The organism is Marinobacter sp. ATCH36 (genome assembly GCF_023555055.1).
Classification (GTDB): domain Bacteria; phylum Pseudomonadota; class Gammaproteobacteria; order Pseudomonadales; family Oleiphilaceae; genus Marinobacter.
This window is the reverse complement of sequence record NZ_JAMJPL010000005.1, coordinates 1-25,509: the sequence shown is the minus strand read 5'-3', so window position 1 is coordinate 25,509 and position 25,509 is coordinate 1. Positions and strand designations below refer to the sequence as shown.

Below are 25,509 nucleotides of genomic sequence, written 5' to 3'. Positions count from 1 at the left end.
CTAAAGCGTACCTTGGTATGAGTCCGCTTTCTGACAAAACCGTAATCTTTCAGTATGCCCGCCATACCCGGGATGAACCTTGCCGGACAATATCAATCATAGACCAGTTCTACGGACTGGTCTCCCACCAGATATTTCAGTTCCTGCAAAAGATCATCATCAGGCTGAACCCGCCAGGCTTCACCCAGCTCAATACGGGTGCAGGCATTGTCGCTGCTGTATTCGATCCACACCGGGCTGCCTTCACACCGGAAGGGCCGCAGAGTGGAGTCCAGCTTGTCCAGCAGGCCGTTCTGAAGCTGGTCGGCACGAATGGCCAGTTTGAGCCCGCGGCTGAACTGTTGACGCGCCGTGCCCACATCCATCACAGAATTGACCCGCATCTTCATCTGGCCAGAGTAATCATCGTGGCTGACCTGTCCTTCCACCACAATTACCTGATCGGACTGCAACAACTCCCTGTTTTCAAAAAACGCTTCAGAGAACAGCGTTGCCTCAATCCGGGCACTGCGGTCATCCAGGGTAATAAACGCCATGGTGGAGCCAGTGCGGGTTTTCATAGAGCGCTGAGCCACCACCAGGCCGGCAACACGCTGCGGTTGCCGTGCTGGCTTCAGGTCGGCAATGGACGAGCGCACGAAACGCCGTACTTCCTTCTCGTATTCATCAAACGGGTGGCCGGTCAGGTATATTCCGAGGGTATCCTTCTCCCCTTTCAGGCGCTCTTTCTTCGGCCACTCACGCACATTCGCCACGTCGGAATAGGGATCGCCGTCCTCCCCGCCCATCAGCATCTCGCCGAACATGTCCGTCATGCCCACGGATTCGTTGCGGGACTGTTGGCCCGCCTGCTGAATTGCCTTATCGATGCTGGCCATCAGCTGAGCGCGCCCGGCTCCCAGTTTGTCCATGGCACCAGAGCGAATCAGCGCCTCCATGGCCCGTTTGTTCACTTTTTTCAGATCCACCCGGCGGCAGAAATCAAACAGGTCCTGGTAGGGTTCTCCGTTTTCACGGCCAGCCTGAATGCTGCCAATCGGGCCTTCACCCAAGCCCTTGATGGCGCCCAGGCCGTACACGACGGCGCCGTCTTCGTTGACCGTGAAGGTGTATTCGGAGCGGCTGACGTCGGGCACCAGCAGCTCCAGACCCATGCTGCGACATTCCTCAACCAGCGTGACCACCTTGTCGGTGTTCTGCATATCCGCGGTAAGCACCGCCGCCATGAATTCAGCCGGGTAATGGGCCTTCAGCCACAGGGTCTGGTAAGACACCAGTGCATAGGCTGCCGAGTGCGACTTGTTGAAGCCATAGCCCGCAAACTTCTCTACCAGGTCAAAGATGTTCTCTGCCAGGGTCTTATCGATTCCGTTGTTTTCGCAGCCATCCAGAAAGAACTGCTTCTGCTTGGTCATTTCCTCGGGCTTTTTCTTACCCATGGCGCGGCGCAGCATGTCAGCGTTACCCAGGCTGTAGCCTGCCATCACCTGGGCGATCTGCATAACCTGCTCCTGGTACAGGATAACTCCGTAAGTGGGCTCCAGAACCGGTTTCAGACCATCGTACTGGTAGTCCGGATGTGGGAACGACACCGGTTGGCGACCATGCTTACGGTCGATAAAGTCATCCACCATGCCTGATTGCAGCGGCCCCGGACGGAACAGGGCCACCAGGGCGATCATGTCCTCCAGAGAGTCCGGCTGCAGGCGCCGGATCAGGTCTTTCATGCCCCGGGATTCCAGCTGGAAGACTGCCGTTGTCTCTGCTTTCTTGAGCATGTCAAAGGACGGTACGTCATTCAGCGGGATTTCGTTGATGTCCAGTGCCGGCTTGCCCTGCCTCTCCCGGCGGGGATTGATCATCTTCAGGGCCCAGTCGATGATGGTGAGGGTTCGCAGGCCCAGGAAGTCGAACTTCACCAGGCCCGCGTCTTCCACATCACCCTTGTCGAACTGGGTCACCAGGCTGCCGCCTTCGTCGTCGCAATAAAGCGGCGAGAAATCAGTGATCTTGGTGGGCGCGATCACCACACCCCCGGCGTGCTTGCCGGCGTTTCTGCAGACACCCTCAAGTTTCAGGGCCATGTCCCAGATTTCCTGGGCCTCTTCGTCATTTTCCAGAAATTCACCAAGCTGGGGCTCCTGCTCCAGCGCTTTCTCCAGAGTCATACCGGGCTCGAACGGAATCATCTTGGACATCTTGTCCGCCAGTCCGTAGGACTTGCCCTGGACCCTGGCCACATCCCGCACAACGGCCTTGGCGGCCATGGTGCCAAAGGTAATAATCTGGGAAACCGCTTCACGACCGTACTTCTCTGCCACGTAGGCAATCACCCGGTCACGGCCTTCCATGCAGAAATCCACGTCGAAGTCGGGCATGGATACCCGTTCCGGGTTCAGGAAGCGCTCGAACAGCAGATCGTATTCAAGTGGATCAAGATCGGTAATCAACTGGGCATAGGCCACCAGGGAGCCGGCACCGGAACCCCGGCCAGGCCCCACTGGCACGCCGTTGTTCTTGGCCCATTTGATGAAGTCCATAACGATCAGGAAGTAGCCCGGGAAGCCCATCTGGGTAATGATATCCAGCTCGAAATTCAGCCGCGTGTAATAGGCTTCGCGCTTTGTGTCGTAGTCCGGGTCGTCTTTACTCAGGGTCTTCGCAAGTCGCTCTTCAAGACCTTCTTCCGACACCTTTCGGAAATACTCGTCCATGGTCATCCCTTCCGGGATGGGATAATTCGGCAGGAAGTATTCACCCATGCGTACCTGAACCGAGCATCGGCGGGCGATCTCCACGGTATTTTCCACTGCTTCTGGAATATCCGAAAACAGTTCGATCATTTCTTCTGCACTGCGAAGGTACTGCTGGTCACTGAACCGCCGGTCCCGTCGAGGATCATCCAGGGTGCGGCTTTCACCGATGCAGACACGGGCCTCATGGGCCTCGAAATCGTCCCCGTGGAGGAAATGAACGTCGTTGGTGGCCACTACCGGGCAGGAAAGTGCCTCCGCCAGCTCGACGTTCAGATGCAGGCAGTCTTCGTCTCCCGGCCGTCCCGCCCGTTGCAACTCCAGGTAAAACGATTCGGGATAAAGCTTCATCCAGTATTCAGCACGCTGGCGTGCAAGCTCCAGCTTGCCGGCCATCAGCGCCTTACCAACATCGCCCATACGGGCGCCAGACAGCGCAATCAGGCCTTTGGCCCGGCTTTCCAGCCACTTGCGCTGAACGATGGGCTTGCCGAAACGCTGTCCTTCGGTGTAACCCAGAGAGACCACTTCCGTGAGGTTCAGGTAGCCGTCATTATCACGGGCCAGCAGGGTTATCCGGAACGGATTGTCCGGCTCTTCCGGGTTTTCTATCCAGAGGTCTGCGCCAATGACCGGTTTCACACCGGCCCCCATGGCAGCTTTGTAGAAACGCACCAGGGAACACATGTTGGACTGCTCTGTCAGACCAACAGCTGGCATACCCAGCTCGGCGACCCGACTGATCAGCGGCTTAACCCGAACCAGTCCATCGACCATGGAGTATTCGGAGTGCACGCGGAGATGGACAAATGTTTGTGACATAGCGTCGGGGTATTCCTGCTTGTTAATGACGGCTTCGGGCCGGGTCAGCGCCCGATCAGTTCTTGGATGTCTTCCTCGGTCTGGGGGCCGAAGCGGGTCTCAACCAACTCGCCTTCGGGGTTTACAACAAAGGTGGCGGGCAGCCCTACCGGAGTTTTCCACCCGAATTTAGGCCCGGGATCCTCGGCCAGCATGCCATATTCAATTCCCATTTTTCTGCCCAGATCAACCAGATCCTGGCCCTGTACATCATCAAAATTCACACCCAGCACTACAATGGTGGGAGATCTGTCGAGATCGTTCAGCTCGGGGATTTCCTCCAGGCAGGGTTTACACCATTCCGCCCAGTAATTAACCAGTACCCAGTGTCCGCGCAAGCTTTCCCACTGCAGTACCGTTCCATCCGGCTTTTCAAACTCATGGTTCTGGCAGCCCGCCAGCATGAGAAAAGCCAGCAAGAACCCGGCACCGTATACCCCGGTGGGATAACGCGATTTGGCAGGGTATTGCACAGGGTGCCCTCCTGTTAGACTACTGCGCTCAGATTGAGATTCGGTCCAGCTGACCCGGAAAGATGGAGAACCATGACAGAACCAACCAAAATTTTCCACAACACGACAGCGCCTTCAACCTTCTTTTACGGAGACGCCTGATGGCTTCTGATGCCCCTTACATTCTGGTGCTCTACTACAGCCGCACAGGCCAGACTGCGGAGATGGCGACCCAGATCAGCCGGGGTGTATCCCGTGTGGCGGGCATTGATGCCAGAATTCGCACGGTGCCCAGTGTGTCGCCGGACACTGAGGCATCGCTGCCACGGGTTCCGGACGAGGGAGCTCCCTACGTCAGCAAAGACGACCTGGCCAATTGCGCCGGCCTGGCTATTGGCAGCCCTACCCGCTTCGGAAACATGGCGGCGCCACTCAAGTATTTCCTCGACACCACCGGCGACCTCTGGCTCAACGGCGCCCTTGCTGGCAAACCCGCCGGCGCCTTTACCTCCACCGGCAGTCTCCATGGCGGCCAGGAAAGCACCCTTCTGACCATGATGGTGCCACTTTTGCACCACGGGATGGTGCTATGCGGAGTCCCCTATTCGGAAAACGCGCTGAATGAGACGGCGTCCGGCGGCACACCCTATGGTCCATCCCACTGGGCAGGCACCGGAGAGCAGCAGGCAGTGACCGACCACGAAAAAACGATCTGCCAGACATTCGGCGAACGACTGGCCCGGCTCGCCGTAAAACTTATTGATTGACAGCCCATTACTCAAAACGGAATCCCGAATGCTTCACAATCCGAAAGCACGCTTCACGGCCCGACTGACCATTGCGCTCTATCTTGCGACCCTGGTGACGCTGGTCGTTACAACGTTTTATCCGGTACAGACTGAGGGTGTCTCGGTCACCCTAATGCTCAGCATCAAACTGATCCCGCTCCTGGTTTTTGCGGTGCCCGTGTTTCGCGGCCACAACCGCGGTTACATATGGCTGAGTTTTGTGGTTATTTTCTACTTTACCCGCCACGTTGTGTCCGCCTGGCTCAGCGAGGGTGCAATCGCCCCGATCATACTGACGGTGCTCACTTTCCTGTTGTTTACAGTGGCCATGGTCCACCTTAAGGTGAATCGTCCACAACCGGTTTCAGAAACCTGACAGGAAACGCACCATGGCCGACAGTACTCATCCACCAGCGCCCCACAGAAGCACCCTCACCCTGAGGGACATCTGTACCGCCCTGGTAACCAGTGGTGAGATCAAGCAGGAAGACGCAGAGCGGGTCCTGTCTGCCAATATAGGTATCCAGACCGGCACCGGCGGGCCCGCCAGCCAGCGCCACCCGCTGGAACTGGTGGCCAAGGCCGGACTGGAAAGCCAGAAGACAGGCCGCACGCTGGACCTGGACAAGCTGACCAACTGGCTCGCAGACTGGGCAGAACAGCCCTATTACCACATCGACCCCCTGAAGATAGACACCCCGGCCATTGCCCGGGTAATGTCCTACGCGTTTGCCCAGCGGCACGGCATTCTTGCGGTTGAAATCGGCGAGGATGAAGTGCTGATTGCAAGTCCCGAGCCCTTCAAGAGTGACTGGGAAGGCAACTTGCGCCAAGCCCTCCGCAAGGACATTCGTCGGGTGGTGGCTAACCCCGAAGATATTCGCCGGTATACCGTCGAGTTCTATCAACTGGCCAGTTCAGTCAGCAAGGCCGGTGGCAACAAATCTGCGAACCCCGCGGGTGCCCAGAACTTCGAACAGCTACTGGATCTGGGCGCCAGTGAAAGCCCGGATGCCAACGACCAGCACGTGGTCAAGATCGTCGACTGGCTGCTGCAATACGCCTTTGACCAGCGTGCGTCTGATATTCACATCGAGCCCCGGCGCAACGTCACTCAGGTGCGCTTCCGCATCGACGGCGTGCTGCATAACGTCTACGAATTTCCGGATCAGGTGGGCATGGCGGTAACCAGCCGCCTGAAAATTCTCGGCCGACTGAACGTGGCAGAGAAGCGCCGACCCCAGGATGGCCGCATCAAAACCCGAAAGCCGGATAACAGCGAAGTAGAGCTGCGGTTGGCCACCATGCCCACCGCTTTTGGCGAGAAAATGGTAATGCGGATCTTTGACCCCGAAGTGTTGCTGAAATCCTACGAGCAACTGGGCTTTTCAAAGGAAGACCGGGAACGCTGGCAGGGTATTACCGATCGCCCCCATGGCATCGTGCTGGTCACCGGGCCTACCGGTTCCGGCAAGACCACAACCCTGTATTCCACCCTCAAGCAACTGGCCACCCCAGAAGTGAACATCTGCACCATTGAGGACCCGATCGAGATGGTGGAGCCGGCCTTCAACCAGATGCAGGTGCAGACCAATATCGAGCTGACCTTCGCCTCCGGGGTGCGGGCCTTGCTGCGGCAGGATCCGGACATCATCATGATTGGCGAGATCCGCGACCTGGAGACCGCCGAAATGGCGGTACAAGCCGCGCTGACCGGGCACCTGGTGCTGTCCACCCTGCACACCAACGACGCCCCCAGCGCCATTACCCGGCTGATGGAACTGGGCATTCCTCCCTACCTCATTCGCGCCACGGTACTGGGCGTGATGGCACAGCGGCTGGCCAGAACCCTCTGCCCTCACTGCAAGGAACCCGGCCCTGTGGACGAACAGGCCTGGCAGAGCCTGACCCGCCCCTGGAAAGCAACAACGCCGAAACAGGTCTATCATCCGGTTGGCTGTCTGGAATGCCGGAACACCGGCTACTACGGCCGCGCGGGGGTGTACGAAATCATGCAGCTCTCCGGCAACCTGATCCGACAGATCACCGAGCAATGCGAACTGGAGCAATTGCGAGTGGATGCCTACAAGGATGGCATGAAGTCGTTGCGGCTCAGCGGTGCGCAGAAAGTGTCAGCCGGCTCCACCACTGTCGAGGAGATCCTCCGGGTTACCCCGGAAAGCCAGCGCTGATCAGCCCCGGCTTTTATGCTTGCGGTGACAGGCCGCACTGGTCGAAGACCTGTTGCCACTGCCGGGTATGAGTCTCGACAGCCTGGTCCAGCTGCCCCCAGAGGCTCCGGGCACCGTCTGTGTCAAGATTTTCCCCGTACCAGTCGCGGAAAGCGTCTGGCATGGTATCCGCTTGCAGGATCGCGAGTTTATCCAGAGGCTTTGCCAGCGTCTTCCGGGCCTGGCCAATACCTGCCAGATAGCTCTTCACGCGTCCCTCGAAACCATCCGCGTAGGCATTCAGGAGTCCGGCGGGGGCATCTTCTGGCTCACCGCTCGGGCACAATGTGGCGCTTTCAGCTCTCGCCGCCAGCAGTGACGACGCGTCATCAAGGCGCGTAGTCAGCAGCCGAACACTGTTCATCAACTGGCCCGCCCGGTGCTCAGCCTGCCAGCGCTGGTGTACCTCACCGATGTAATCAAGGGATTCATCTGAATTGCCACCCAGCAGGCCCGCCACCGTCCGGTTCAGGCGTTCGACGTCGGCAGCCAGCGCAGCAACCGGAGTCTCATCAGACTCCCCGGGATAATACCCCTCAGAACGGGTGAAGAGCCGCTCTACTTCCTCCACGCCCCAGGTTGCATTCCACACGGCCACATGAAGTGTTTCAGCTTTACTTTCAATGGCCTCTTCCAGCGTTTCCTTCATACCCTCCCGTTCCGTTTTCGGCAGACAGTCTTCGGCCGCACGTATAAAACGGGCTTCGTACCGCAATCGATTCAGGGGTTGCATCACCTTGCCCATAATCGAGTTCCTCTCGCCAACCACATATTGCAGTTCGCAGCCATAGAGGGAGAAGAAATCCAGCATGCCCATGTCCAGATCAGGCATTTCAAGGACCCGGTCACGCCGGCGGGGTATCTGTGCAACCGGGCGAATTTCAGAGAATTCGGGGCTGAGCTCCAGAGCTTCGGCCACCTGCGCCACATAATCATCCATCATCTCCGGCACATCGGAGTCCGGGGCACAACCCGTCAGGTAGATGCAAAGAAAAGGCGCTATCAGTTTGCGGATGTCAGGCACGGGGCCTCCTGCTCAGGTGGTATTCAGAGAAGAAGGCACATAGAGCGGATCAGCGTTGCAGAAGAAACCGGTCGACGTCGGTAAAATCCCTGGCCACCGCCCATTTCGTTTCCGGCAGATCCCCTTCCCGAATCAACCAGATCGTCCGCAGTCCAGCGCTGTCAGCGGCCTGCAACTCAGCTTCCACATCGGAGAGAAACAGCACTGTCTGCGGCTCCACCCCGAGCTGATCCAGAATGTTTTTGTAGGACTGAGGCTCTCTCTTGCCGCCGACACGGGTATCAAAGTAGCCGGAGAAGAATGGCGTCAGGTCCCCTGCTTCGCTGAATCCGAATATCAGCTTCTGTGCCTTCACAGAACCGGAAGAATATACGAACAGACGCAAGCCGCGATCATGCCAGCGCTGAAGGTATTCGGCCGCATCTTCATACACGTGGCCCCGGAAAGCCCCCTGCTGATAACCCTGCTCCCAGAGCATGCCCTGTAGCGTCTTCAGCGACGTCTCCTTGCGGTCTTCGCGAATCCAGGTCTCCAGTACGCCGATCAGCCCCTCAACATCATCCCGGGCAACGCCAGACGTCTGTGCCACGGCGTCCAGTTGCTCCCGCACTTCCGTACTGTCAGCTTCCGCTTCCCGCACAAAATCCGCCATATGCGTCGCGGAGTACGGAAACAATACATCGTGAACGAAAGAAATCGAACTGGTGGTGCCTTCGATGTCTGTCAGCACAACGCGGATCATCCTGCTGCTCCTGCAAGGCGTTCATAGCGCGGCAACCGGCTGGCAATGTCTTCACCGGTAAAGTCCGCGACCCAGCCTTCCGGGTTGGTGAACAGGCGGATGCACGTAAACGCAGGTTCCGGACCCATATCGAACCAGTGGCGGGTACCGTCCGGCACGCTGATGAGGTCATTCTTCTGGCACATCACGGCGTACACCTGATCACCGAAGTGCAGGTAGAACAGACCCTGGCCACGGACGAAGAAGCGCACCTCATCCTCGCTGTGCACATGTTCGTCAAGAAACTTCTTGCGGAAGGCATCCTTCTGGGGGTTGTCCGGATTCAGGCTGATAACATCGGCCGCCTGGAAGCCGCATTCATCCTTGAGCGCCTGAATCTCTCCTGAGTAGGCCCCGAGAATGTCGTCCGATGATGCATCTGCGGGCAGGTCCCTGGTGGCCCACTGCTCAAAGCGCACACCGTGTTCCGCCAGCAAGTTGGCAATTTTTCCGGCATCTTCGGTGACAACGCGTGGGGATTCGGGCGCACTCTGGTCAAAAATACTCAAGGTAGTCATCGGCGGACCCTCATGGTTTCAAGCTCGCATTCAAAAAGAAATTCAAAGGCTTCAACATGGCGCAGGCAGTCTGCCATGGTCCTGCCCCAGGTATAAAGACCATGCCCGCGGATCAGGTAGCCGGGTTGTTCCGGATGCTGTTGGAACCATTCCCCAGTTTGCCGGGCCAGCGCGGGAATGTCCTGGGTGTTGTCGAAAACCGGTATCGTCAGCTCCGATTCGTGTGTATCTATACCTGAAAAGGCTTTCTGTAACTCATAGCCCCGCAGTGTCAGCGGCTCTCCCGGTGGCAGCAGGCGGCTCAGCACGGTTGCCTTGACCGAGTGGGTATGCAGAACCGCACCCACCTCCGGGAAAGTCTGGTACAGAACGGTATGCAACCCGGTTTCAGCGGATGAGCGGGCATTGCTCTGAACAGCCTTCCCTGACAGATCCACCACCATCACGTCGCCGGCAACCAGCTGACCTTTATGGCGACCGGAGACGGTAACGGCAATATGTTCATCGTCGATCCGCGCCGAATAGTTACTGCTGGTAGCCGGGGACCAGCCCTGGCCGTAAAGAAAGTGGCCGGCCTCTATAATTGATTGCGCGGCAATGGCGTAGCTGGTTACGTCAAACAAAAGGCACCTCGGAACAGACACGCCGGTTCAGCGCTTGATAGTGTCCATTATAAGGATGGGCGGGCCACCCGCAAATGGTGACGAACGGCAATCAGGTCCGGACATCGCTGAAAACAGATTCGTGAGCGCCCTTGGCCATCCGGCAGATTACACCTGAGCTTTCAGCGGCAGTTTGCGCTGACGCTTGCCGGACAGTGCAAACAAGGCATTGCCCAGTGCCGGGATCACCGGCGGTACACCGGGCTCCCCCACGCCGGTCGGGGCCTCTTCGCTGTCAACAATGTCGACCATGACTTCCGGGCGCTGATCATGCCGCATTAGCGGGTAATCGTGGAAATTACTCTGCTTAACCTGGCCTTCTTCAAAGGTTATATCGCCATAAAGCGCTGCCGTGAGACCGAAGATTACACCTCCCTCGATCTGGTCACGCACAATATCCGGATTGACTACCTGGCCACAATCAACAGCACAGGCCACTTTGTGTACCCGGATTTCCCCGGCCTCGACACTGGCCTCCACGACCTGGGCCACATAGGTGCCGAAACTCCGGTACAGAGCCAGACCACGGGCCCGTCCTTCCGCTACTGGTTTGCCCCACTGTGACAGCGCGATAGCACGGTCCAGCACCTGCAAGTGCCTGGGTTCATGGTCAATCAGCGAGCGCCGGAACCGGTACGGATCCTGGCCCAGCTCACTGGCAAGCTCATCCATGAAGGTTTCCACGGCAAAGCCGTTGTGGGAGAAGCCCACCGACCGCCACCAACTGACCGGTACGCCGGGATCCGTGTGAGTATGGCGGATATCAAGATTGGGCACCCGGTATGGATACTCGATGGCTCCCTCAATCGCGGAATGGTCCTTTGGTGTGGCGATGCCCTCGGCCATCAGACCTACCCGGCCCAGGGTGTTGTAGAGGAACTTTGGTGCCCAGGGATACTGCGCAGGAGCGGCATTGCGCACGTACCAGTCCAGTATCTGTGGTCCCACGATCTGGTGATGCCAGCCGGTAACCGTGTCGCCGCTGACACTGGCCTGCATCCGGTGCAGCATGGCCGGGCGGTAAAGGTCATGACGGGTATCCTCCTCCCGCGACCAGATCAGCTTGACCGGCTTGCGCATCCGGAAGGCAACGGCTGAAGCTTCCTCGATGTAATCATTGGTCAGGCGGCGCCCGAAACCTCCGCCCAGAAACGTGGTATGAATGGTGACATTGTCCGGTGACAGATCGGTCACGCGGGCTGCCGCGATACGGCCAAGATCCGGCGCCTGGGTCGGTGCCCAGACTTCAATCCCGCTATCCCGGTACCAGGCCGTTGCGTTCATTGGCTCCAGCGTGGCGTGGGCAAGGTAGGGCTGCTCGTAACTGGCTTCCACCAGGCGTTCGGCTCTCTCAACCGCATCGTTGTAGTCGCCCTCCCTACGCTCACTTTCACCCGGGTCCTCATCGGCCGCCTGATGATAGGAATCAAAAACCTGGTCGTTAGACACGCTGAGGGCTTCACTGTTATCCCATTCAATGGTCACCGCGTCCTGAGCTTTGCGAGCCCGCCAGTATTTGTCGGCGACCACCGCAACGCCCCGTTCAATCTGGAAGACGTCCAGTACACCGGGCAATTTGCGGGCTTCGGAATCGTCGAAAGACCGCACGCGAGCGCCATAGCGGGGCGGGCGGGTAACCACCGCGAACACCATGCCTTCCAGCTCCACATCAATGCCGTAGATCGGCGCGCCGGTTGACTTGGCTTCGGCATCCAGGCGACCCCGGTTCTTGCCGATGTATTTCCATTCGCTGCGGGGTTTCAGAGCGGGTTCATCCGGGACTTTCTGTTTCGCCGCCAACTCCACCAACCGGCCATAGGACAGGCTGTCGTTGCCATTCGGGTGCATCACCCGACCTTCAGCTGCCCGGCAATCGCCGGGGCTGACTTCCCAGACACTGGCTGCGGCATTGATCAGCATGATCCGGGCAGAGGCCCCGGCAACGCGCAATGGCTGCCAACTGGTCGCTACACTGATACTTCCGCCTGTCAGTTGCAGCTTGTAGAGAGGGTTGCGGTACTCGGAAGCGACCGGAGCAAACCTGGGTTTGATGCCGGCAGGTGCCACCTCCAGTTCTTCAGCAATCAGCGTGGTCAGGCCGGTGTAGGTTCCCTGCCCCATCTCTACCCGGGCCAGGGTGAAATAGACCTGATCATCGGCAGTCAGCTCCAGCCAGGCGTCGGGTTTCCAGTCGCCGCTTTTTTCGTCATATCCGGTCTGTATTCCGGCACAGCCCGGCAGTGACAGCGAGATTACCAGCCCGCCAGAGGTGCCGGCAGTCACTTTAAGGAAATCGCGTCGATTCATGGTCATATCAGGCCTCTCCCTGACTGGACTGGGCGGCACGGTTTTCGACCACGGATTCAACAGCAGCTACAATGCGTGAATAAGTGCCGCAACGGCACAGATTACCGCTCACCGCAGCTACAATGTCCTCACGGGAGGGCGACTGATTGTGCTGCAACAGGTGAGCAGCACTCATGATCTGGCCTGACTGGCAATAGCCGCATTGGGGAACTCCGTGTTCCACCCAGGCCAGTTGCAGGGGATGCAAATCGCCATCAGTTGTCAGGCCTTCGATAGTGATCACATCTCCACCTTCGGCCATTTCCACCGGCGTGGAACAGGAGCGCACTGGCTGTCCATTCAAATGCACGGTACAGGCACCGCAAAGCCCTTTGCCGCACCCGAATTTGGTTCCTTTAAGCCCAAGTTCGTCGCGAACGACCCATAACAGGGGGGTGTCGCTTTCAACCTCAACGGTTCGTTTTTCGCCATTCACAGTCAGGCGCACGGCCATGAATACTCTCCCAGGTAGACCGGAGCCACGGCCCCGGCTGAGTTTTTATTGTTGCTTCAGCCGGAACGGCCTTACTTGACGACGTCTTCACCGTCCTTGTCGGTCCAGATCTTTCGTTCGCCGCTCGGCATTTTACCCTCGGAGTCCCAGACCTCACGGTCCGTTGTCGCCTCTTCGACCTTGCCATTATCGTTCCAGATAACTCGGTCCTTGCATCCGGCCAGGGCTGCTACCACGAAAAGTACCAACATTAATTGCTTCACTCTTACCTCCGGACCGATTTCATCGGTATTGGCTGATAATGCTCAGGCACCGTGAATTTCACGGTTGTGTTGTTTGTCACGGTCTCCCTTGCGAACCATGACGTAGACGGCACCCGTGCCGCCGTGACGTTTCTGCGCCGAATGGAACGCCAGCACATCATCCAGCTCCGGTAGCCATTTAGCGATGTAGCTCTTGAGCTGGGCGATACCGTCCGGGTTCCGCTCACCCTTTCCGTGCAGGATAATCACGGACCGCAGCCCGTAGCGGACACAATCTGAAACAAAGCCGAATACCTCCCTGCGAGCTTCCTCAACGGTCATGCGATGCAGGTCAAGGCGTGCTTCAATGGGATATTGCCCAAGACGGAATTTACGAAACACCCCGTGCTGGACACCAGGGCGCTGCCAACACAGTACATCGTGCGCTGTCAGCGGCTCCACTGTATCAGCGGTGAGCGGGTTACGGTCCTTGAGCGGCTGATCCATGGCTGACCGCTGCCGTTCGAGGTGCCCCGGCGTCAGCTCCTTTGGAGTTTTTACATCGGCCTTGTTGGACTTCCGGATGCGACGGACGTCCTTCATCTCCTCCAGAAAGCTCAGGCGCTCATCTTTGGTCGTCATGTCGATATCACTTGCAGTCGGGTTGGAGGGACTTTACCACCCGCCTCCCCTATCATAAAGACGAGCCTTCAGCCTACACCCGCTGTGGTGTTAATAATTGGCTATCAGACAAAAATCTTAGGGCCTGCCGGCCAATTGTTGGTCTACACTTCAGGCTCATAACAACGACAACGGAGCGCGTTTATGACAGCCTCACCCCAGGACAGCGAACGCCCCCAGAATACCCGTGCCATCATGACTTTTCTGCGTGAGCATTCGCCATTTTCCAACATGGATGACTCACATCTGGCCCATTTTGCAGAACACGCCTCCCTGAGGTTCTATGCAGACGACGATGTCGTGCTATCGCCTGAAGACGGCCCGGTAAAACGGTTCTACATCGTCAAACAGGGGCGCATTCGCGGCGAGCGCGCCCGTGACAAGGACGGTGAGACAGAAACCACATTCGAAATCAGTCAGGGCGAGTGTTTTCCGCTGGCCGCCCTGATCGGCGAGCGCCCTACCCGCACACTGCACCGCGCTTCCGGGGACACTTTCTGCCTCAGCATTGAACACGACACCTTCGTAATGCTGTTTTCAGAGAGTGATCCTTTCCGCGATTTCTGTCTTCGTGGCGTAAGCAGCCTGCTCGACCAGGTGAACCAGCGAATCCAGAGCGGCGCCATGGCGTCCATAGGATCCAGCAATTCGCTGGACACTCCACTGGAGCGTTACGCCATTCGCAATCCCATTGTTTGCTCCCCGGATCTTCCGGTACGCAAAGCCGTCGCGCGCATGCATGAGAACAACGTCGGCAGTATTGTAATAACGGATGACGAACGGCACCCCACTGGCATCTTTACCCTAAGGGACCTGCGCACCATGGTGGCGGAAGAAAAGGGCCCGCTGGACACCCCTATCGGCCAGGTGATGACCAAAGATCCCTGTTGCCTGACAGCTCAGGCTGATGCCTTTGAGGCAGCCATGCTTATGGCCGAGCATCATTTCGCCCATATCTGTGTGGTGGATGATGAAAACCGCCTGATCGGCATGGTTTCAGAAAGAGACCTCTTCTCACTGCAACGGGTGGATCTTGTCAATCTTGCGCGCACCATCGGCACTGCCAGCCATCTCCGGACTCTGGTCAGCCTGAGAACCGACGTTTCCAGACTGGTAGACTCCATGCTCGCCCACGGAGCCGACTCCGGCCAGGTGGTGAAGATCATCACCACTCTGAACGATGTCACCGTGCGGCGCGTGCTGGAACTCAACATCAAGAAGAACGACCCCGGCATACCGTTTACGTGGCTGACATTTGGCAGTGAGGGTCGTCAGGAGCAAACTCTGCTGACAGACCAGGACAATGGCATTCTGTTCGAAACACCGGAAGGAATGACAGAGGACCAGGTGCGGGAAAAACTGCTGCCCTTTGCCGAAACTATCAACAAGGAACTGGCGGAATGCGGCTTTACCCTGTGCAAAGGCAATATCATGGCCAGCAATCCGAAACTTTGCCTCAGCGGGCAGGAATGGGATGACTGGTTTATCCGGTTTATCGATGCATCCACCCCGCAAAACCTGGTCTATTCGTCCATATTTCTCGATATGAGAGCGGTATTTGGTCCGACAAAGCCGCTGGAACTCCTGCTGGACAAGGTTCTCGCACGTATCCGCAAGAATGCACTTTTTCAGAAAATGCTTGCAGGCAATGCCATCACCCGCAAGCCCCCACTAACCATGTTCCGCAACTTTCGCTACGTGCAGGAGGATGGAAAGAAGCGCAACCTTGACCTCAAACGTCAGGGACTGGCGCCGTTCGTAGAGGCTGTCCGGGTATTCGCGCTTGCCAATGGTGTTGGCGAGGCCAATACGCTGGAGCGGATGAACAAGCTGGCCGAGAAAGGAGTCTTCGACCCCAAGGATGCCAATGCCTGGCAGGAGGCCTACAGTCTGATTCAGGCAATCCGCATGAGAGCACACCAGGAAATGCTGGAACGGGATGAGCCCCTGTCTAACTACATCAACCCGGACGACCTCAATCCGCTGGACAGGCGGATCCTCCGTGAATCCTTCCGCCAGGCCCAGCGATTGCAGCAGAAACTGGAACTGACCTATCAACTCTGACCGCCGGGCCAACCGTTATGCTGGAGCAGATCAAAGACTGGATTGAGCGACTCAGGGCCGGTAGCACAGGCGGGCCCGACCGTGAACACCTGCCAACCCCGAAGACGGCCGGCGATCAGCGCCTGTCTGATTGCAGGCTGATTGTGCTTGATCTTGAAACCACTGGCCTCAACGGAGCCAAGGACGAAGTAATTGCTATCGGCGCCGTAGCCATCCACAAAAATTCCGTCGATCTGGGCGACCAGTTTGATTTGGTGCTCAGGCGTCCCGAACTGGACATCAGTGAAACAGTCCTTATTCACGGTATCGGCCCGGAAGCCCTGACCCGGGGCCACGAAACGGAAGACGCGCTGCTGCATCTGCTGGAATGGATGAATGGCGACCCGATTCTTGCCTACCATTCCGCCTTCGACCAGAAATTTCTCGAAAAAACCCTCAAACAGATCCTTGGTTACACTCAACCTCACACCTGGATCGACGTGGCAGAGATGCTTCCCGCCTTTTTCCCTGACGCAAAAACCGGGGGTCGTGGGCTCGACAACTGGGCGGACTTCTTTGGCCTGGAAGTCAGTGCCCGACACCACGCTGCAGCCGATGCCATGGTCACCGCTGAGCTCACCCTCGCAGTGATCAATAAAGCACAAAAAAATGACCTCATCACGCTAAAGGACCTTGTTGGAAAACTGAAGTATTACCGTCAACTGAAAAACATGCATCGGCCAAACTGATATTAGGAACAGTGTCGCATTTATGGACGTTTTCACGGGCAAATAACTGAGAATTAGACCTTTTGCCAATATCTATATATTGCTTGACGGGTAAAGTCAGGAGGGACAACAAGTCGGAGAAGAACTATATGAATAATAATTTCTCTACAAAAAACACCTCACGGAAAACCCACCCAACCTCCACAACAACAAGACAGGAGTGATCCTATGTCAGGTCATGACTACGATGCTGTGAATTATTGGAAGGCGAATCTTCGTCTGATATTCGGGAGCCTGATTGTCTGGGCCCTGGTATCTTATGGATTTGCGATATTACTTCGCCCCATGCTCGCCGGTATCCCTATCGGCGGAACAGACCTCGGGTTCTGGTTCGCCCAACAGGGTTCGATTCTTACCTTCATCGCGCTGATTTTTCATTACGCATGGCGTATGAACCGGCTCGATGAAAAATTCGACGTGCATGAGGAGTAAGTTCGAATGAGTCAATTTGTCATCAACCTGTTGTTTGTAGGCGGTTCATTCGCCCTCTATATCGGTATCGCCATCTGGGCACGTGCCGGTAGCACCAGTGATTTCTACGTCGCGGGTGGCGGCGTTCATCCAATCACCAACGGTGCCGCTATCGGTGCTGACTGGATGTCCGCGGCATCCTTTATTTCCATGGCGGGCCTGATTGCCGCCGGCGGCTATGCCAACTCAACCTTCCTGATGGGCTGGACCGGTGGTTACGTACTGCTGGCCATGCTGCTTGCCCCTTACCTGCGCAAGTTTGGCAAGTTCACGGTTCCCGAGTTCATCGGCGACCGCTTCTATAGCAGGAATGCGCGGTTTGTAGCAGTAGCCTGTCTGATCGTGGCGTCGGTTACCTACGTTATCGGCCAGATGGCCGGTGCCGGTGTGGCCTTCTCGCGGTTCCTGGAAGTAGATTCCACCATGGGCCTGATCATTGCGGCGATTGTGATCTTCATCTACGCGGTACTCGGTGGCATGAAAGGCATCACCTATACCCAGGTGGCCCAGTACTGCGTACTGATCATTGCCTACACCATTCCTGCCGTGTTTATCTCACTGCAGCTGACTGGCAATCCGCTGCCCCCGCTGGGTCTGTTCTCTACCCACGTGGAGTCTGGCATACCGCTGCTGGAGAAACTGGACCAGGTCATTACCGAACTGGGGTTCCGGGATTACACGGCTGACGTGGACAATAAACTGAACATGGTTCTGTTTACCCTGTCGCTGATGATCGGTACCGCTGGTCTTCCACACGTTATCATCCGCTTCTTCACCGTACCCAAGGTTGCAGATGCGCGCTGGTCAGCTGGCTGGGCCCTGGTCTTCATCGCCCTGCTGTACCTGACTGCACCTGCGGTTGCTTCCATGGCTCGGCTGAACCTGATGACCACCATCTATCCGGATGGCGTTGATGGTCAGGCCATCGAGTATGACCAACGGCCCCAGTGGATTCAGGAGTGGGAAGTTACCGGCCTGATCCAGTACGAAGACAAGAACAATGACGGTCGAATCCAGTTCTACAACGAGGGCAATGCCGAGTTCGCTGAAGCAGCTGCAGCCCGCGGCTGGGAAGGTAACGAATTCACCTATAACAACGACATCCTGGTACTGGCCAACCCTGAAATTGCCAACCTACCAGGCTGGGTTATCGGCCTGATTGCAGCCGGTGGTCTCGCAGCGGCATTGTCGACAGCGGCTGGTCTGTTGCTCGCAATCTCGTCCGCGGTGAGTCACGACCTGATCAAGGGCGGCATCAAACCCGATATATCGGAGAAAGGAGAGCTACTGGCGGCACGTATCTCCATGGCCGTCGCCATAGTGCTGGCCACCTACCTCGGTGCCAACCCACCAGGTTTCGCCGCGCAGGTTGTGGCTCTGGCCTTCGGTATCGCGGCAGCCTCGCTGTTCCCGGCGCTGATGATGGGTATCTTCTTCAAGCGCATCAACAATGTTGGCGCCATCTCGGGTATGTTGGCCGGCCTGGGTGCAACCTTGGTCTACATCTTTATCTTCCTTGGCTGGTTCTTCATTCCTGGGACCAACAACCTGGCCAACACTCCGGACAACTGGCTGCTGGGTATTTCCCCGCTGTCGTTCGGTGCGGTTGGTGCAATCATCAACTTTGCGGTAGCCTTTGCGGTCTCTCACGCGACCGAAGAGCCGCCCATTGAGATTCAGGAACTGGTCGAAAGCGTCCGTTACCCACGCGGTGCCGGCAAATCTTATGACCACTAAGTAACACGTCAGCCAATGACAGATGAGAATCTGACAGGCTGAACCTGAACGGGCTTCCTCTTAGGGGAAGCCCGTTTTTTTTCAAGGAAACAATCTTATGTTCTGGACTTTTGTGGCAACCGTATTCTGTGGTCTTGGCGCTGCCGGTATCGCCCTGAGTATACGTTCCATCACCCGCAAGAAGGCCCCCAAGTGGATCATTCCCGCGTTCGCTGGTGCAGGTATGCTGGGCTACCTGATATACATGGAGTACACCTGGTTTGAACTCAAACAGACACAGCTTCCTGAAGAAGCCATCGTCGTCAGCACCGAGGAGTACGGCGCACCCTGGCGGCCATGGGCCTATGTGGTGCCGCAGGTGACCGCCTTTACCGTCCTGGATACCAATAGCGTGGTACAGGACAACCCCGATCAGAATATCGTCCGTTTCAGTCTTTATCGGTTTGAACAGTCCTATACCGATGCGGTATCCCAGAAAATGTATCTGCTAAACTGTGACACGAGTGAACTGGTGCCCCTGAAGGGCGAAAAAAGCCTGGATACCAGCGCACTCCGAACCTTGTCCGAAGACGACCGGTTACTGGAACTTGCCTGCGACCGGTAAGTACCGGTTCCGAGCCTGACGTCCGATCACCGTATTCTGGGAAAGCCTGTTTATGCTCAGTGGCTGGCTGTTAGTCCTCATTTCGATCACTTACATCTCGCTGCTGTTTGCCATTGCCTGGGCTGGCGACCGTCACCCCGGGCTGTATCGTCGCCGTTGGGCCAGGACCCATGTTTACGCTCTGTCCCTCGCGGTTTATTTCACCTCCTGGACCTTCTACGGTGCTGTCGGGCGTGCGACACAGGAAGGACTGGGCTTCCTGCCCATCTACCTGGGGCCCTTGCTGGTATTCGTGTTCGGCGCCCCACTGTTGCGCCGCATTATCTTCATCAGTAAACGTAACAACACCACTTCCATCGCCGACTTCATTGCCTCCCGGTATGGTAAATCGCAATCCCTGGCGGCCATGGTCGCGATCTTCGCCCTCATCGGCAGCGTTCCCTACATAGCGCTCCAGTTAAAAGCCATATCCATGGGCTTCAACGTTCTGTCCGACTCCGGAGCGGCTCACACTGAGCTGAGCACCGCCGCATGGAACGACTCTGCGTGGTACATCACCCTCGTTCTGGCGGTGTTCACTGTTCTGTTCGGCACCCGGCACCTTGAGTCCACAGAACACCATCGCGGTATGATTCAGGCTGTTGCCTTCGAGTCACTCATCAAGATCGTTGCTTTCGTGGCTGTAGGGCTGTTTGTCAGTTATGGCATTTACGGCGGATTTGGCGACCTGTGGGACAATGTCCGTGATGCCGGACTGATGGGAACTCTGACCACGGATGGCATTGAGGCGCCAGCCTTCATTACCCAGACGCTAGTGGCCATGCTCGCCATCATTTGCCTGCCACGCCAGTTTCACGTGATGGTGGTGGAAAACACCGATCACCGGGATTTTGAAACCGCCCGATGGGCCATGCCTATTTACCTGATCATTGCCAGTGCCTTTGTATTGCCCATCGCTGCAGCCGGACTTCTGTCACCGGAATTCGCGTTCTCGGACCCCGACATACTGATTCTCAACCTGCCCATTGCCGCGGGCGAACAATGGCTCGCCATACTGGCCTTCCTGGGGGGTGGATCAGCGGCCGCAGCCATGGTGATTGTCTGTTCCGTGGCCATCGCCACCATGGTCAGCAACGAGATCATCATGCCTGCCCTGCTGAAATTTTTCCGGCCGGGCATGAACAAACGCTCCGATCTCAGCTACCTGCTGTTAAGCATCCGCAGGGTTGCCATTTTCGTTGTTCTTTTTACCGCTTACGGTTTCTATCGAATGGCCGGGGAAGATTACAGCCTGACGGCGTTCGGGCTCCTCTCTTTCGCGGCCGCAGCCCAGTTCGGTCCCGCCCTGGTGGGCGGCATACTCTGGCGCAGGGGCAATCACACCGGTGCAGTATGGGGGCTTGGGCTGGGCTTCCTGATGTGGTGCTATACTCTGCTGTTACCTGCGCTCGCTTCCACCGGCTGGCTTAGTGATACCCTGATCGAACAGGGTATCTGGGGAATCAATTGGACCAGGCCGACGGCCCTTTTCGGCTCCGAGCTGGACCAGATTAGCCATGGCATCATCTGGAGCCTTGGCATTAACAGCATCACCTACATTGTTCTGTCCATGCTCACCCGCCAACGAGTGCGTGAAAAAATCCAGATCGCTTCTTTCTTTCAGGACCCTCAGCCTAAAGCTGAAACACCCCAGCAACAAAGCTGGCAGGGCGAGATCCTTACCTCGGATCTCCAGGCTATTGCCGACCGCTTTATGGGAGAGGAGCGGGCGGAAGCCATTTTCCGCAACTACGAGCGGCGTAACGCGATCCGCCTGCACCTTCACCGCCCGGCTTCATCACATCTTATGAAGTTTATCGAGCGTCAGCTGGCTTCAGTTATCGGCGCATCAACGGCCAGGGTCGTCCTTGAGTCGACCCTGACCGGTCGGGACATGCAGATTGAGGACGTTGTCAGTATCGTCGATGAAGCCTCCCAGGCCATGACCTTCAGCCGGGAGTTGCTGCAGTCCGCTATTGAGAACATCAGCCTGGGCGTTTCGGTGGTGAATCATCAGCAACAGCTGGTGGTATGGAATCAGCGCTACCTCGAGCAATTCAACTATCCCGCCGGTTTTGTCCGGGTCGGCCGGCCGGTGGAAGACCTGATGCGCTACAACCTGACCAATGCAAACCTGCCGGCAAGGCGTATCGACGAGATTATTACCGACCGTTGCAGCAAGATGCGGGAAGGCCTTGCCATGTCCTACGAGCGTCAGCGACCGGACGGCACCGTGCTGCGAATTGACGGCAGCCCGATTCCAGGTGGCGGCTACGTAACCACATTCCAGGACATCACTGCCATGCGCCGCACCGAACAGGCGCTGAAGGAAACCAATATCTATCTGGAACAACGGGTCAAGGAACGCACCCAGGAGTTGCAGGTCATCAATGAGCAGATGCTCAAGGCCAAATCCGTTGCTGAGCAGGCCAACCAGAGCAAAACCCGCTTTCTCGCTTCCGCCAGTCATGACCTGCTGCAACCACTGAACGCTGCGCGATTATTCACATCAGCGCTGGCCGGCAAGGCTCGTGACCCGGAAATGAGCGAACTGGTGGAGCATATTGACAGTTCTCTGGGGGCTGCCGAGGAAATCATCAGTACGCTGCTGGACATATCCAAACTCGATGCCGGCGCGCTGGAACCGGACATTGGTGTATTCCCGGTCAATGAGATCATGCGTCACCTGGCAACCGATTTCTCCGCCATCGCCAAAGATCAGGGGCTGGATCTGCACGTCGTACCCAGCAGTGCCTGGATTCGCTCTGATTCCAAATTGCTCAGACGGGTGATACAGAACTTCCTTTCCAATGCCATCCGCTATACCCCCAGTGGAAAGATCCTGCTCGGGTGCCGTCGTCTCAAAGGCTATATTCGCATTGAGGTCTGGGACACCGGCCCCGGTATCCCGGATGATCAGCTCGCCCATATTTTTGAGGAGTTTCGCCGCTTCCAGCAGGGCCGGGACAAAAAAGGTCTGGGATTGGGGCTGGCCATCGTCGATCGAATCTGCGGCATGCTCAACCATCCGGTCAATGTGCGCTCCGTTCAGGGCCTGGGCAGTGTGTTCAGCATAACTGTGCCGGTCGCTCCCCCTGAACACACCGAGCAGAATGCTGCCAAGCCGGCAGCCGCATCCCGGCGCGTCTCCAGCCTGGGAGGACTGCACGTGCTGTGTATCGACAATGACCCTGCCATCCTGCACGGCATGAGTGCCCTGCTGGACAACTGGCAATGTGACGTCACAACCGCCGAAAGCCTTGAGGACGCCCACGACAAGCTGAACGGAACCGAGCCGGACATCATACTGGCGGATTATCAGCTTGATGATAACCGTAACGGTCTTGACGCCATGGACTCATTGAGACACGAGGCAACCAATGATATACCTGGCATACTCATTACCGGCTACATGGCTCCGGACGTCAGGGAAGATGCCATTAACCGGGGCTATCAGATTCTCTACAAACCTGTAAAACCAGCGGCCCTCAGGGCAGTGGTTAACAAGTTACTGAAACAGAAGCGCCCATGACCGTCTCAACAGACAATGCTATCGGCAATACCTTCGCAAAACTCAGTTTTCTCGTTGTCGATGATTTTGAGAATTTTCGTCTTTCCATGAGGCAGATGTTACGCAGCTGTGGGGCTGACAAAATCGAGCTTTTGCCCAATGCCTCCACTGCTGTTCAGTACTGCTCCTACAATCATGTCGATGTGGTCCTTTGCGACTACAACCTGGGGGAAGGCAAGGACGGCCAGCACATTCTGGAGGAGCTGCGACACAAGAAACTTCTGAAACGATCATCGCTGTTCCTGATGGTTACCGCCGAAACCTCGAAAGAGATGGTTATGGGCGCAAGGGAATACCAGCCCGACGCCTATCTGACAAAACCAATCAACCGCACCATGTTGGAAAAACGCCTCAGCGGGCTGATTTCGCAACGCAATGCCCTGCTTCCCATTAATCGGGAAATCGACCGCGAAAACTTTCCTGAAGCCATCTCCCTGTGTCTGCAGACGCTTCCGGCAAAACCCCGTTACAAGACATGGCTGACGAAAACACTCGCCGATCTCTATTTCCAGGTGGGAGACTTCAGCCATGCTCTGAAAATCTACGATGACGTGCTGGCGCAGCGGGACCTGTCATGGGCCAGGTTGGGCCGTGGCAAAATTCTGTTAGCCAACCAGAATTATGATGATGCCGCTATCACCCTGAAGGATCTGGTTGCGAAACACCCGGATTACATGGAAGCCTACGATCTGCTGGCCGAGGCACTGGAAAGACAGGGGCGCCCAACCCAGGCACAGCAAATTCTGGAAAAGGCCGCAGAGCATTCTCCGAATGCTCTGTTGCGACAAAAGCATCTTGCAACACTCGCCGCATCCAACCAGGATATGGCAACAGCCTCAGATGCATGGCGGCAAACCGTCGCTCTCGGCACCTACTCTATACACGACAGCTACGAGCATTACCTGGCAATGGGGCAGTCGCTATCGGATCTTAGCGAAGGTGATACTTCTGACGAAGGTTCGGCTCATGCCGACGAAGCCCTCACCATTCTGCGTCGCATGGAAAAACGCTTCGCTGATAAGGATATTATCAAGGTCCGGAGCCGCATTGTTCAGTCACGGGTTCACGTCGGTCAGGGACGCATGGGCGAAGCCCGGAAAGCTATCGAGAGCATCGCCGAGGAGTTGGACGATCCGAACATGATGGATCCCGACGTCGGCCTGGATTATGCCAAGACACTGTTCAGACTAGGCCGGGACGAGGAAGCAAAGTCCCTGCTGGCATCACTCGCCAACCGTTTCCATGATAACCCGACGCTGCTGCATAAGATCGAGAATTTGCTCGATGAGCCGGTAGGATTCCGGCAAAAACTGCAGGCAAGATCCCTTAATCGGGATGGCATAAAGGCATTTGAGGCAGGAAAGCTGGATGAGGCTGTCGCCACGTTCAGCCAGGCGCTCGAAATAGTCCCTTCTCACGCCTCACTCAACCTCAACCTGGTACAAGTATTGATGAAACAGTATCAGGAAACACCAGGCGATCCTGATCTGTTGAAGCGCTGCGACGTTTACCTTTCGAGACTTTCGGGATTACCGGAGCAACACAGACAGTATCGTCGGCTGATGTCCCTGGACAAAAAACTGAAAGGAATGATGTCATGAGCACCAATAACCACGACACTCCTGTGGAATTCCAGGAAGCGCAAAGTATCGATTTCTCCATGGTCCTGGCATCAGCCGTTCACGATATGAAGAACTCCCTCGGTATGCTTCTGAATTCTCTCGACGAACTACGCCAGGAACAGGGCCAGTTGATTGGAGAGTCCTCACGTTTCAATACACTACAGTACGAGGCTGAGCGCATGCACAATGATCTGGTGCAACTGCTCGGTATCTATCGGCTTGGTGAAAATAATCTCTCGGCTCACATTGAGGAGCACTTCGTCCCCGACTTCCTTTCTGAGCATATGGCGCGGCACACACCACTTCTAGAAGGTCTGGGAATAGGGCTGGAGATAGAGGCTGATGACGAGAATGGGTTTTTCGATGAGGATTTGCTGACCGGCGTGCTGAACAACACCATTAACAACGCCATACGATACACCAGCACCAGAATCAAACTGACGGCGTCGGAGCAGCAGGGGTTTCTGGTGATTGGCGTTGAGGATGATGGTGATGGGTATCCGGAAAGCATGCAACACAGCGGCACACCGGGATTCAAATCCCTGGATTTCAAGAGCGGGAGCACAAGCCTGGGTTTATTCTTCGCGTCGTCCGTAGCCCAGTTGCACGGTGACGGAGACCGGACAGGGTCAATTCGGCTTCACAATGGTGGCAGCTTGGGAGGCGGAGTGTTCGAGATCTGGTTGCCCTGAATATCATTGACCCACTTTTCACCCGCCAATAAAAAACCCCGGCAGCGTTTGCTGACGGGGTTTTTCGGTATTAAGAGCCTGACGATGACCTACTCTCACATGGGCAGAAGCCACACTACCATCGGCGCTGGTCTGTTTCACGGCTGAGT

At 56.7% G+C, this 25,509-nt stretch carries 21 protein-coding genes; 11 read left to right on the top strand and 10 right to left on the bottom strand.

Annotation, left to right across the window (positions count from 1 at the left end):
- Nucleotides 1–92: 92 nt before the first annotated feature.
- Both dnaE and M8010_RS14865 read right to left on the bottom strand, forming a co-directional pair.
- The gene (gene dnaE, locus M8010_RS14870) at nucleotides 93–3,575 is read right to left on the bottom strand and encodes a DNA polymerase III subunit alpha (protein WP_250092823.1); all 3,483 of its coding nucleotides are present in this window, start codon (nucleotides 3,573–3,575) and stop codon (nucleotides 93–95) included.
- A gap of 44 nt (nucleotides 3,576–3,619) precedes the next feature.
- Nucleotides 3,620–4,087, bottom strand: coding sequence for a TlpA family protein disulfide reductase (locus tag M8010_RS14865; RefSeq protein WP_250092820.1), 468 nt, complete (start codon nucleotides 4,085–4,087; stop codon nucleotides 3,620–3,622).
- A gap of 140 nt (nucleotides 4,088–4,227) precedes the next feature.
- Between M8010_RS14865 and wrbA the strand changes: the two genes are divergently transcribed.
- Genes wrbA through tfpB form a run of 3 tightly spaced genes read left to right on the top strand, consistent with a single transcriptional unit; the run spans nucleotide 4,228 to nucleotide 7,046 of the window.
- The gene (gene wrbA, locus M8010_RS14860; protein WP_250092814.1) at nucleotides 4,228–4,833 is read left to right on the top strand and encodes an NAD(P)H:quinone oxidoreductase; all 606 of its coding nucleotides are present in this window, start codon (nucleotides 4,228–4,230) and stop codon (nucleotides 4,831–4,833) included.
- A gap of 28 nt (nucleotides 4,834–4,861) precedes the next feature.
- Nucleotides 4,862–5,230 (top strand): DUF2069 domain-containing protein, encoded by a 369-nt coding sequence (locus tag M8010_RS14855; RefSeq protein WP_250092804.1) that lies wholly within the window; start codon nucleotides 4,862–4,864, stop codon nucleotides 5,228–5,230.
- Nucleotides 5,231–5,243: 13 nt separating this feature from the next.
- Complete coding sequence (gene tfpB, locus M8010_RS14850) at nucleotides 5,244–7,046, top strand: type IV pilus assembly ATPase TfpB (protein WP_250092803.1); 1,803 nt, start codon at nucleotides 5,244–5,246, stop codon at nucleotides 7,044–7,046.
- A gap of 13 nt (nucleotides 7,047–7,059) precedes the next feature.
- Here the strand turns inward: tfpB and M8010_RS14845 are convergent, their stop codons facing one another.
- The 8 genes from M8010_RS14845 to smrA all read right to left on the bottom strand — a co-directional run bounded on the left by M8010_RS14845 (nucleotide 7,060) and on the right by smrA (nucleotide 13,754).
- On the bottom strand, nucleotides 7,060–8,109 hold the full coding sequence (locus tag M8010_RS14845) for a DUF3080 family protein (protein WP_250092801.1): 1,050 nt from the start codon (nucleotides 8,107–8,109) through the stop codon (nucleotides 7,060–7,062).
- 49 nt (nucleotides 8,110–8,158) lie between these two features.
- Nucleotides 8,159–8,851, bottom strand: coding sequence for an acireductone synthase (gene mtnC, locus M8010_RS14840; RefSeq protein ID WP_250092799.1), 693 nt, complete (start codon nucleotides 8,849–8,851; stop codon nucleotides 8,159–8,161).
- A complete protein-coding gene (locus M8010_RS14835; RefSeq protein WP_250092793.1) occupies nucleotides 8,848–9,408 on the bottom strand; it encodes a 1,2-dihydroxy-3-keto-5-methylthiopentene dioxygenase in 561 nt (186 codons plus the stop codon). The genes mtnC and M8010_RS14835 overlap by 4 nt, the downstream gene beginning before the upstream one ends.
- Nucleotides 9,405–10,031, bottom strand: a complete 627-nt coding sequence (locus tag M8010_RS14830; RefSeq protein ID WP_250092791.1) for a methylthioribulose 1-phosphate dehydratase — start codon at nucleotides 10,029–10,031, stop codon at nucleotides 9,405–9,407. Before M8010_RS14830 ends, M8010_RS14835 begins: the two co-directional genes overlap by 4 nt.
- A gap of 147 nt (nucleotides 10,032–10,178) precedes the next feature.
- On the bottom strand, nucleotides 10,179–12,383 hold the full coding sequence (locus M8010_RS14825; RefSeq protein WP_250092790.1) for a xanthine dehydrogenase family protein molybdopterin-binding subunit: 2,205 nt from the start codon (nucleotides 12,381–12,383) through the stop codon (nucleotides 10,179–10,181).
- 1 nt (nucleotide 12,384) lies between these two features.
- On the bottom strand, nucleotides 12,385–12,870 hold the full coding sequence (locus M8010_RS14820; protein ID WP_250092783.1) for a (2Fe-2S)-binding protein: 486 nt from the start codon (nucleotides 12,868–12,870) through the stop codon (nucleotides 12,385–12,387).
- A 71-nt stretch (nucleotides 12,871–12,941) separates the two neighbouring features.
- Complete coding sequence (locus M8010_RS14815) at nucleotides 12,942–13,133, bottom strand: hypothetical protein (RefSeq protein WP_250092780.1); 192 nt, start codon at nucleotides 13,131–13,133, stop codon at nucleotides 12,942–12,944.
- Between the two features lie 42 nt (nucleotides 13,134–13,175).
- A complete protein-coding gene (gene smrA / locus M8010_RS14810) occupies nucleotides 13,176–13,754 on the bottom strand; it encodes a DNA endonuclease SmrA (protein WP_250092779.1) in 579 nt (192 codons plus the stop codon).
- A 183-nt stretch (nucleotides 13,755–13,937) separates the two neighbouring features.
- Between smrA and M8010_RS14805 the strand changes: the two genes are divergently transcribed.
- From M8010_RS14805 to M8010_RS14770, 8 genes are all read left to right on the top strand, one after another.
- Nucleotides 13,938–15,857: a putative nucleotidyltransferase substrate binding domain-containing protein gene (locus M8010_RS14805; RefSeq protein WP_250092776.1), complete on the top strand. Its 1,920-nt coding sequence runs from the start codon at nucleotides 13,938–13,940 to the stop codon at nucleotides 15,855–15,857.
- Between the two features lie 17 nt (nucleotides 15,858–15,874).
- Complete coding sequence (locus tag M8010_RS14800) at nucleotides 15,875–16,585, top strand: 3'-5' exonuclease (protein ID WP_250092775.1); 711 nt, start codon at nucleotides 15,875–15,877, stop codon at nucleotides 16,583–16,585.
- Between the two features lie 207 nt (nucleotides 16,586–16,792).
- Nucleotides 16,793–17,056, top strand: a complete 264-nt coding sequence (locus M8010_RS14795) for a DUF4212 domain-containing protein (protein WP_250092768.1) — start codon at nucleotides 16,793–16,795, stop codon at nucleotides 17,054–17,056.
- Between the two features lie 6 nt (nucleotides 17,057–17,062).
- Nucleotides 17,063–18,832 carry a sodium:solute symporter family protein gene (locus M8010_RS14790; protein WP_250092766.1) on the top strand — a complete coding sequence of 590 codons (1,770 nt, stop codon included), beginning with the start codon at nucleotides 17,063–17,065 and terminating at the stop codon, nucleotides 18,830–18,832.
- Nucleotides 18,833–18,929: 97 nt separating this feature from the next.
- On the top strand, nucleotides 18,930–19,436 hold the full coding sequence (locus tag M8010_RS14785) for a hypothetical protein (RefSeq protein WP_250092764.1): 507 nt from the start codon (nucleotides 18,930–18,932) through the stop codon (nucleotides 19,434–19,436).
- Between the two features lie 52 nt (nucleotides 19,437–19,488).
- Nucleotides 19,489–23,007 carry a hybrid sensor histidine kinase/response regulator gene (locus tag M8010_RS14780; RefSeq protein ID WP_250092762.1) on the top strand — a complete coding sequence of 1,173 codons (3,519 nt, stop codon included), beginning with the start codon at nucleotides 19,489–19,491 and terminating at the stop codon, nucleotides 23,005–23,007.
- Nucleotides 23,004–24,647, top strand: coding sequence for a tetratricopeptide repeat-containing response regulator (locus tag M8010_RS14775; protein WP_250092761.1), 1,644 nt, complete (start codon nucleotides 23,004–23,006; stop codon nucleotides 24,645–24,647). Before M8010_RS14780 ends, M8010_RS14775 begins: the two co-directional genes overlap by 4 nt.
- Nucleotides 24,644–25,360, top strand: a complete 717-nt coding sequence (locus M8010_RS14770) for a sensor histidine kinase (protein WP_250092759.1) — start codon at nucleotides 24,644–24,646, stop codon at nucleotides 25,358–25,360. Before M8010_RS14775 ends, M8010_RS14770 begins: the two co-directional genes overlap by 4 nt.
- Nucleotides 25,361–25,509: the final 149 nt, after the last annotated feature.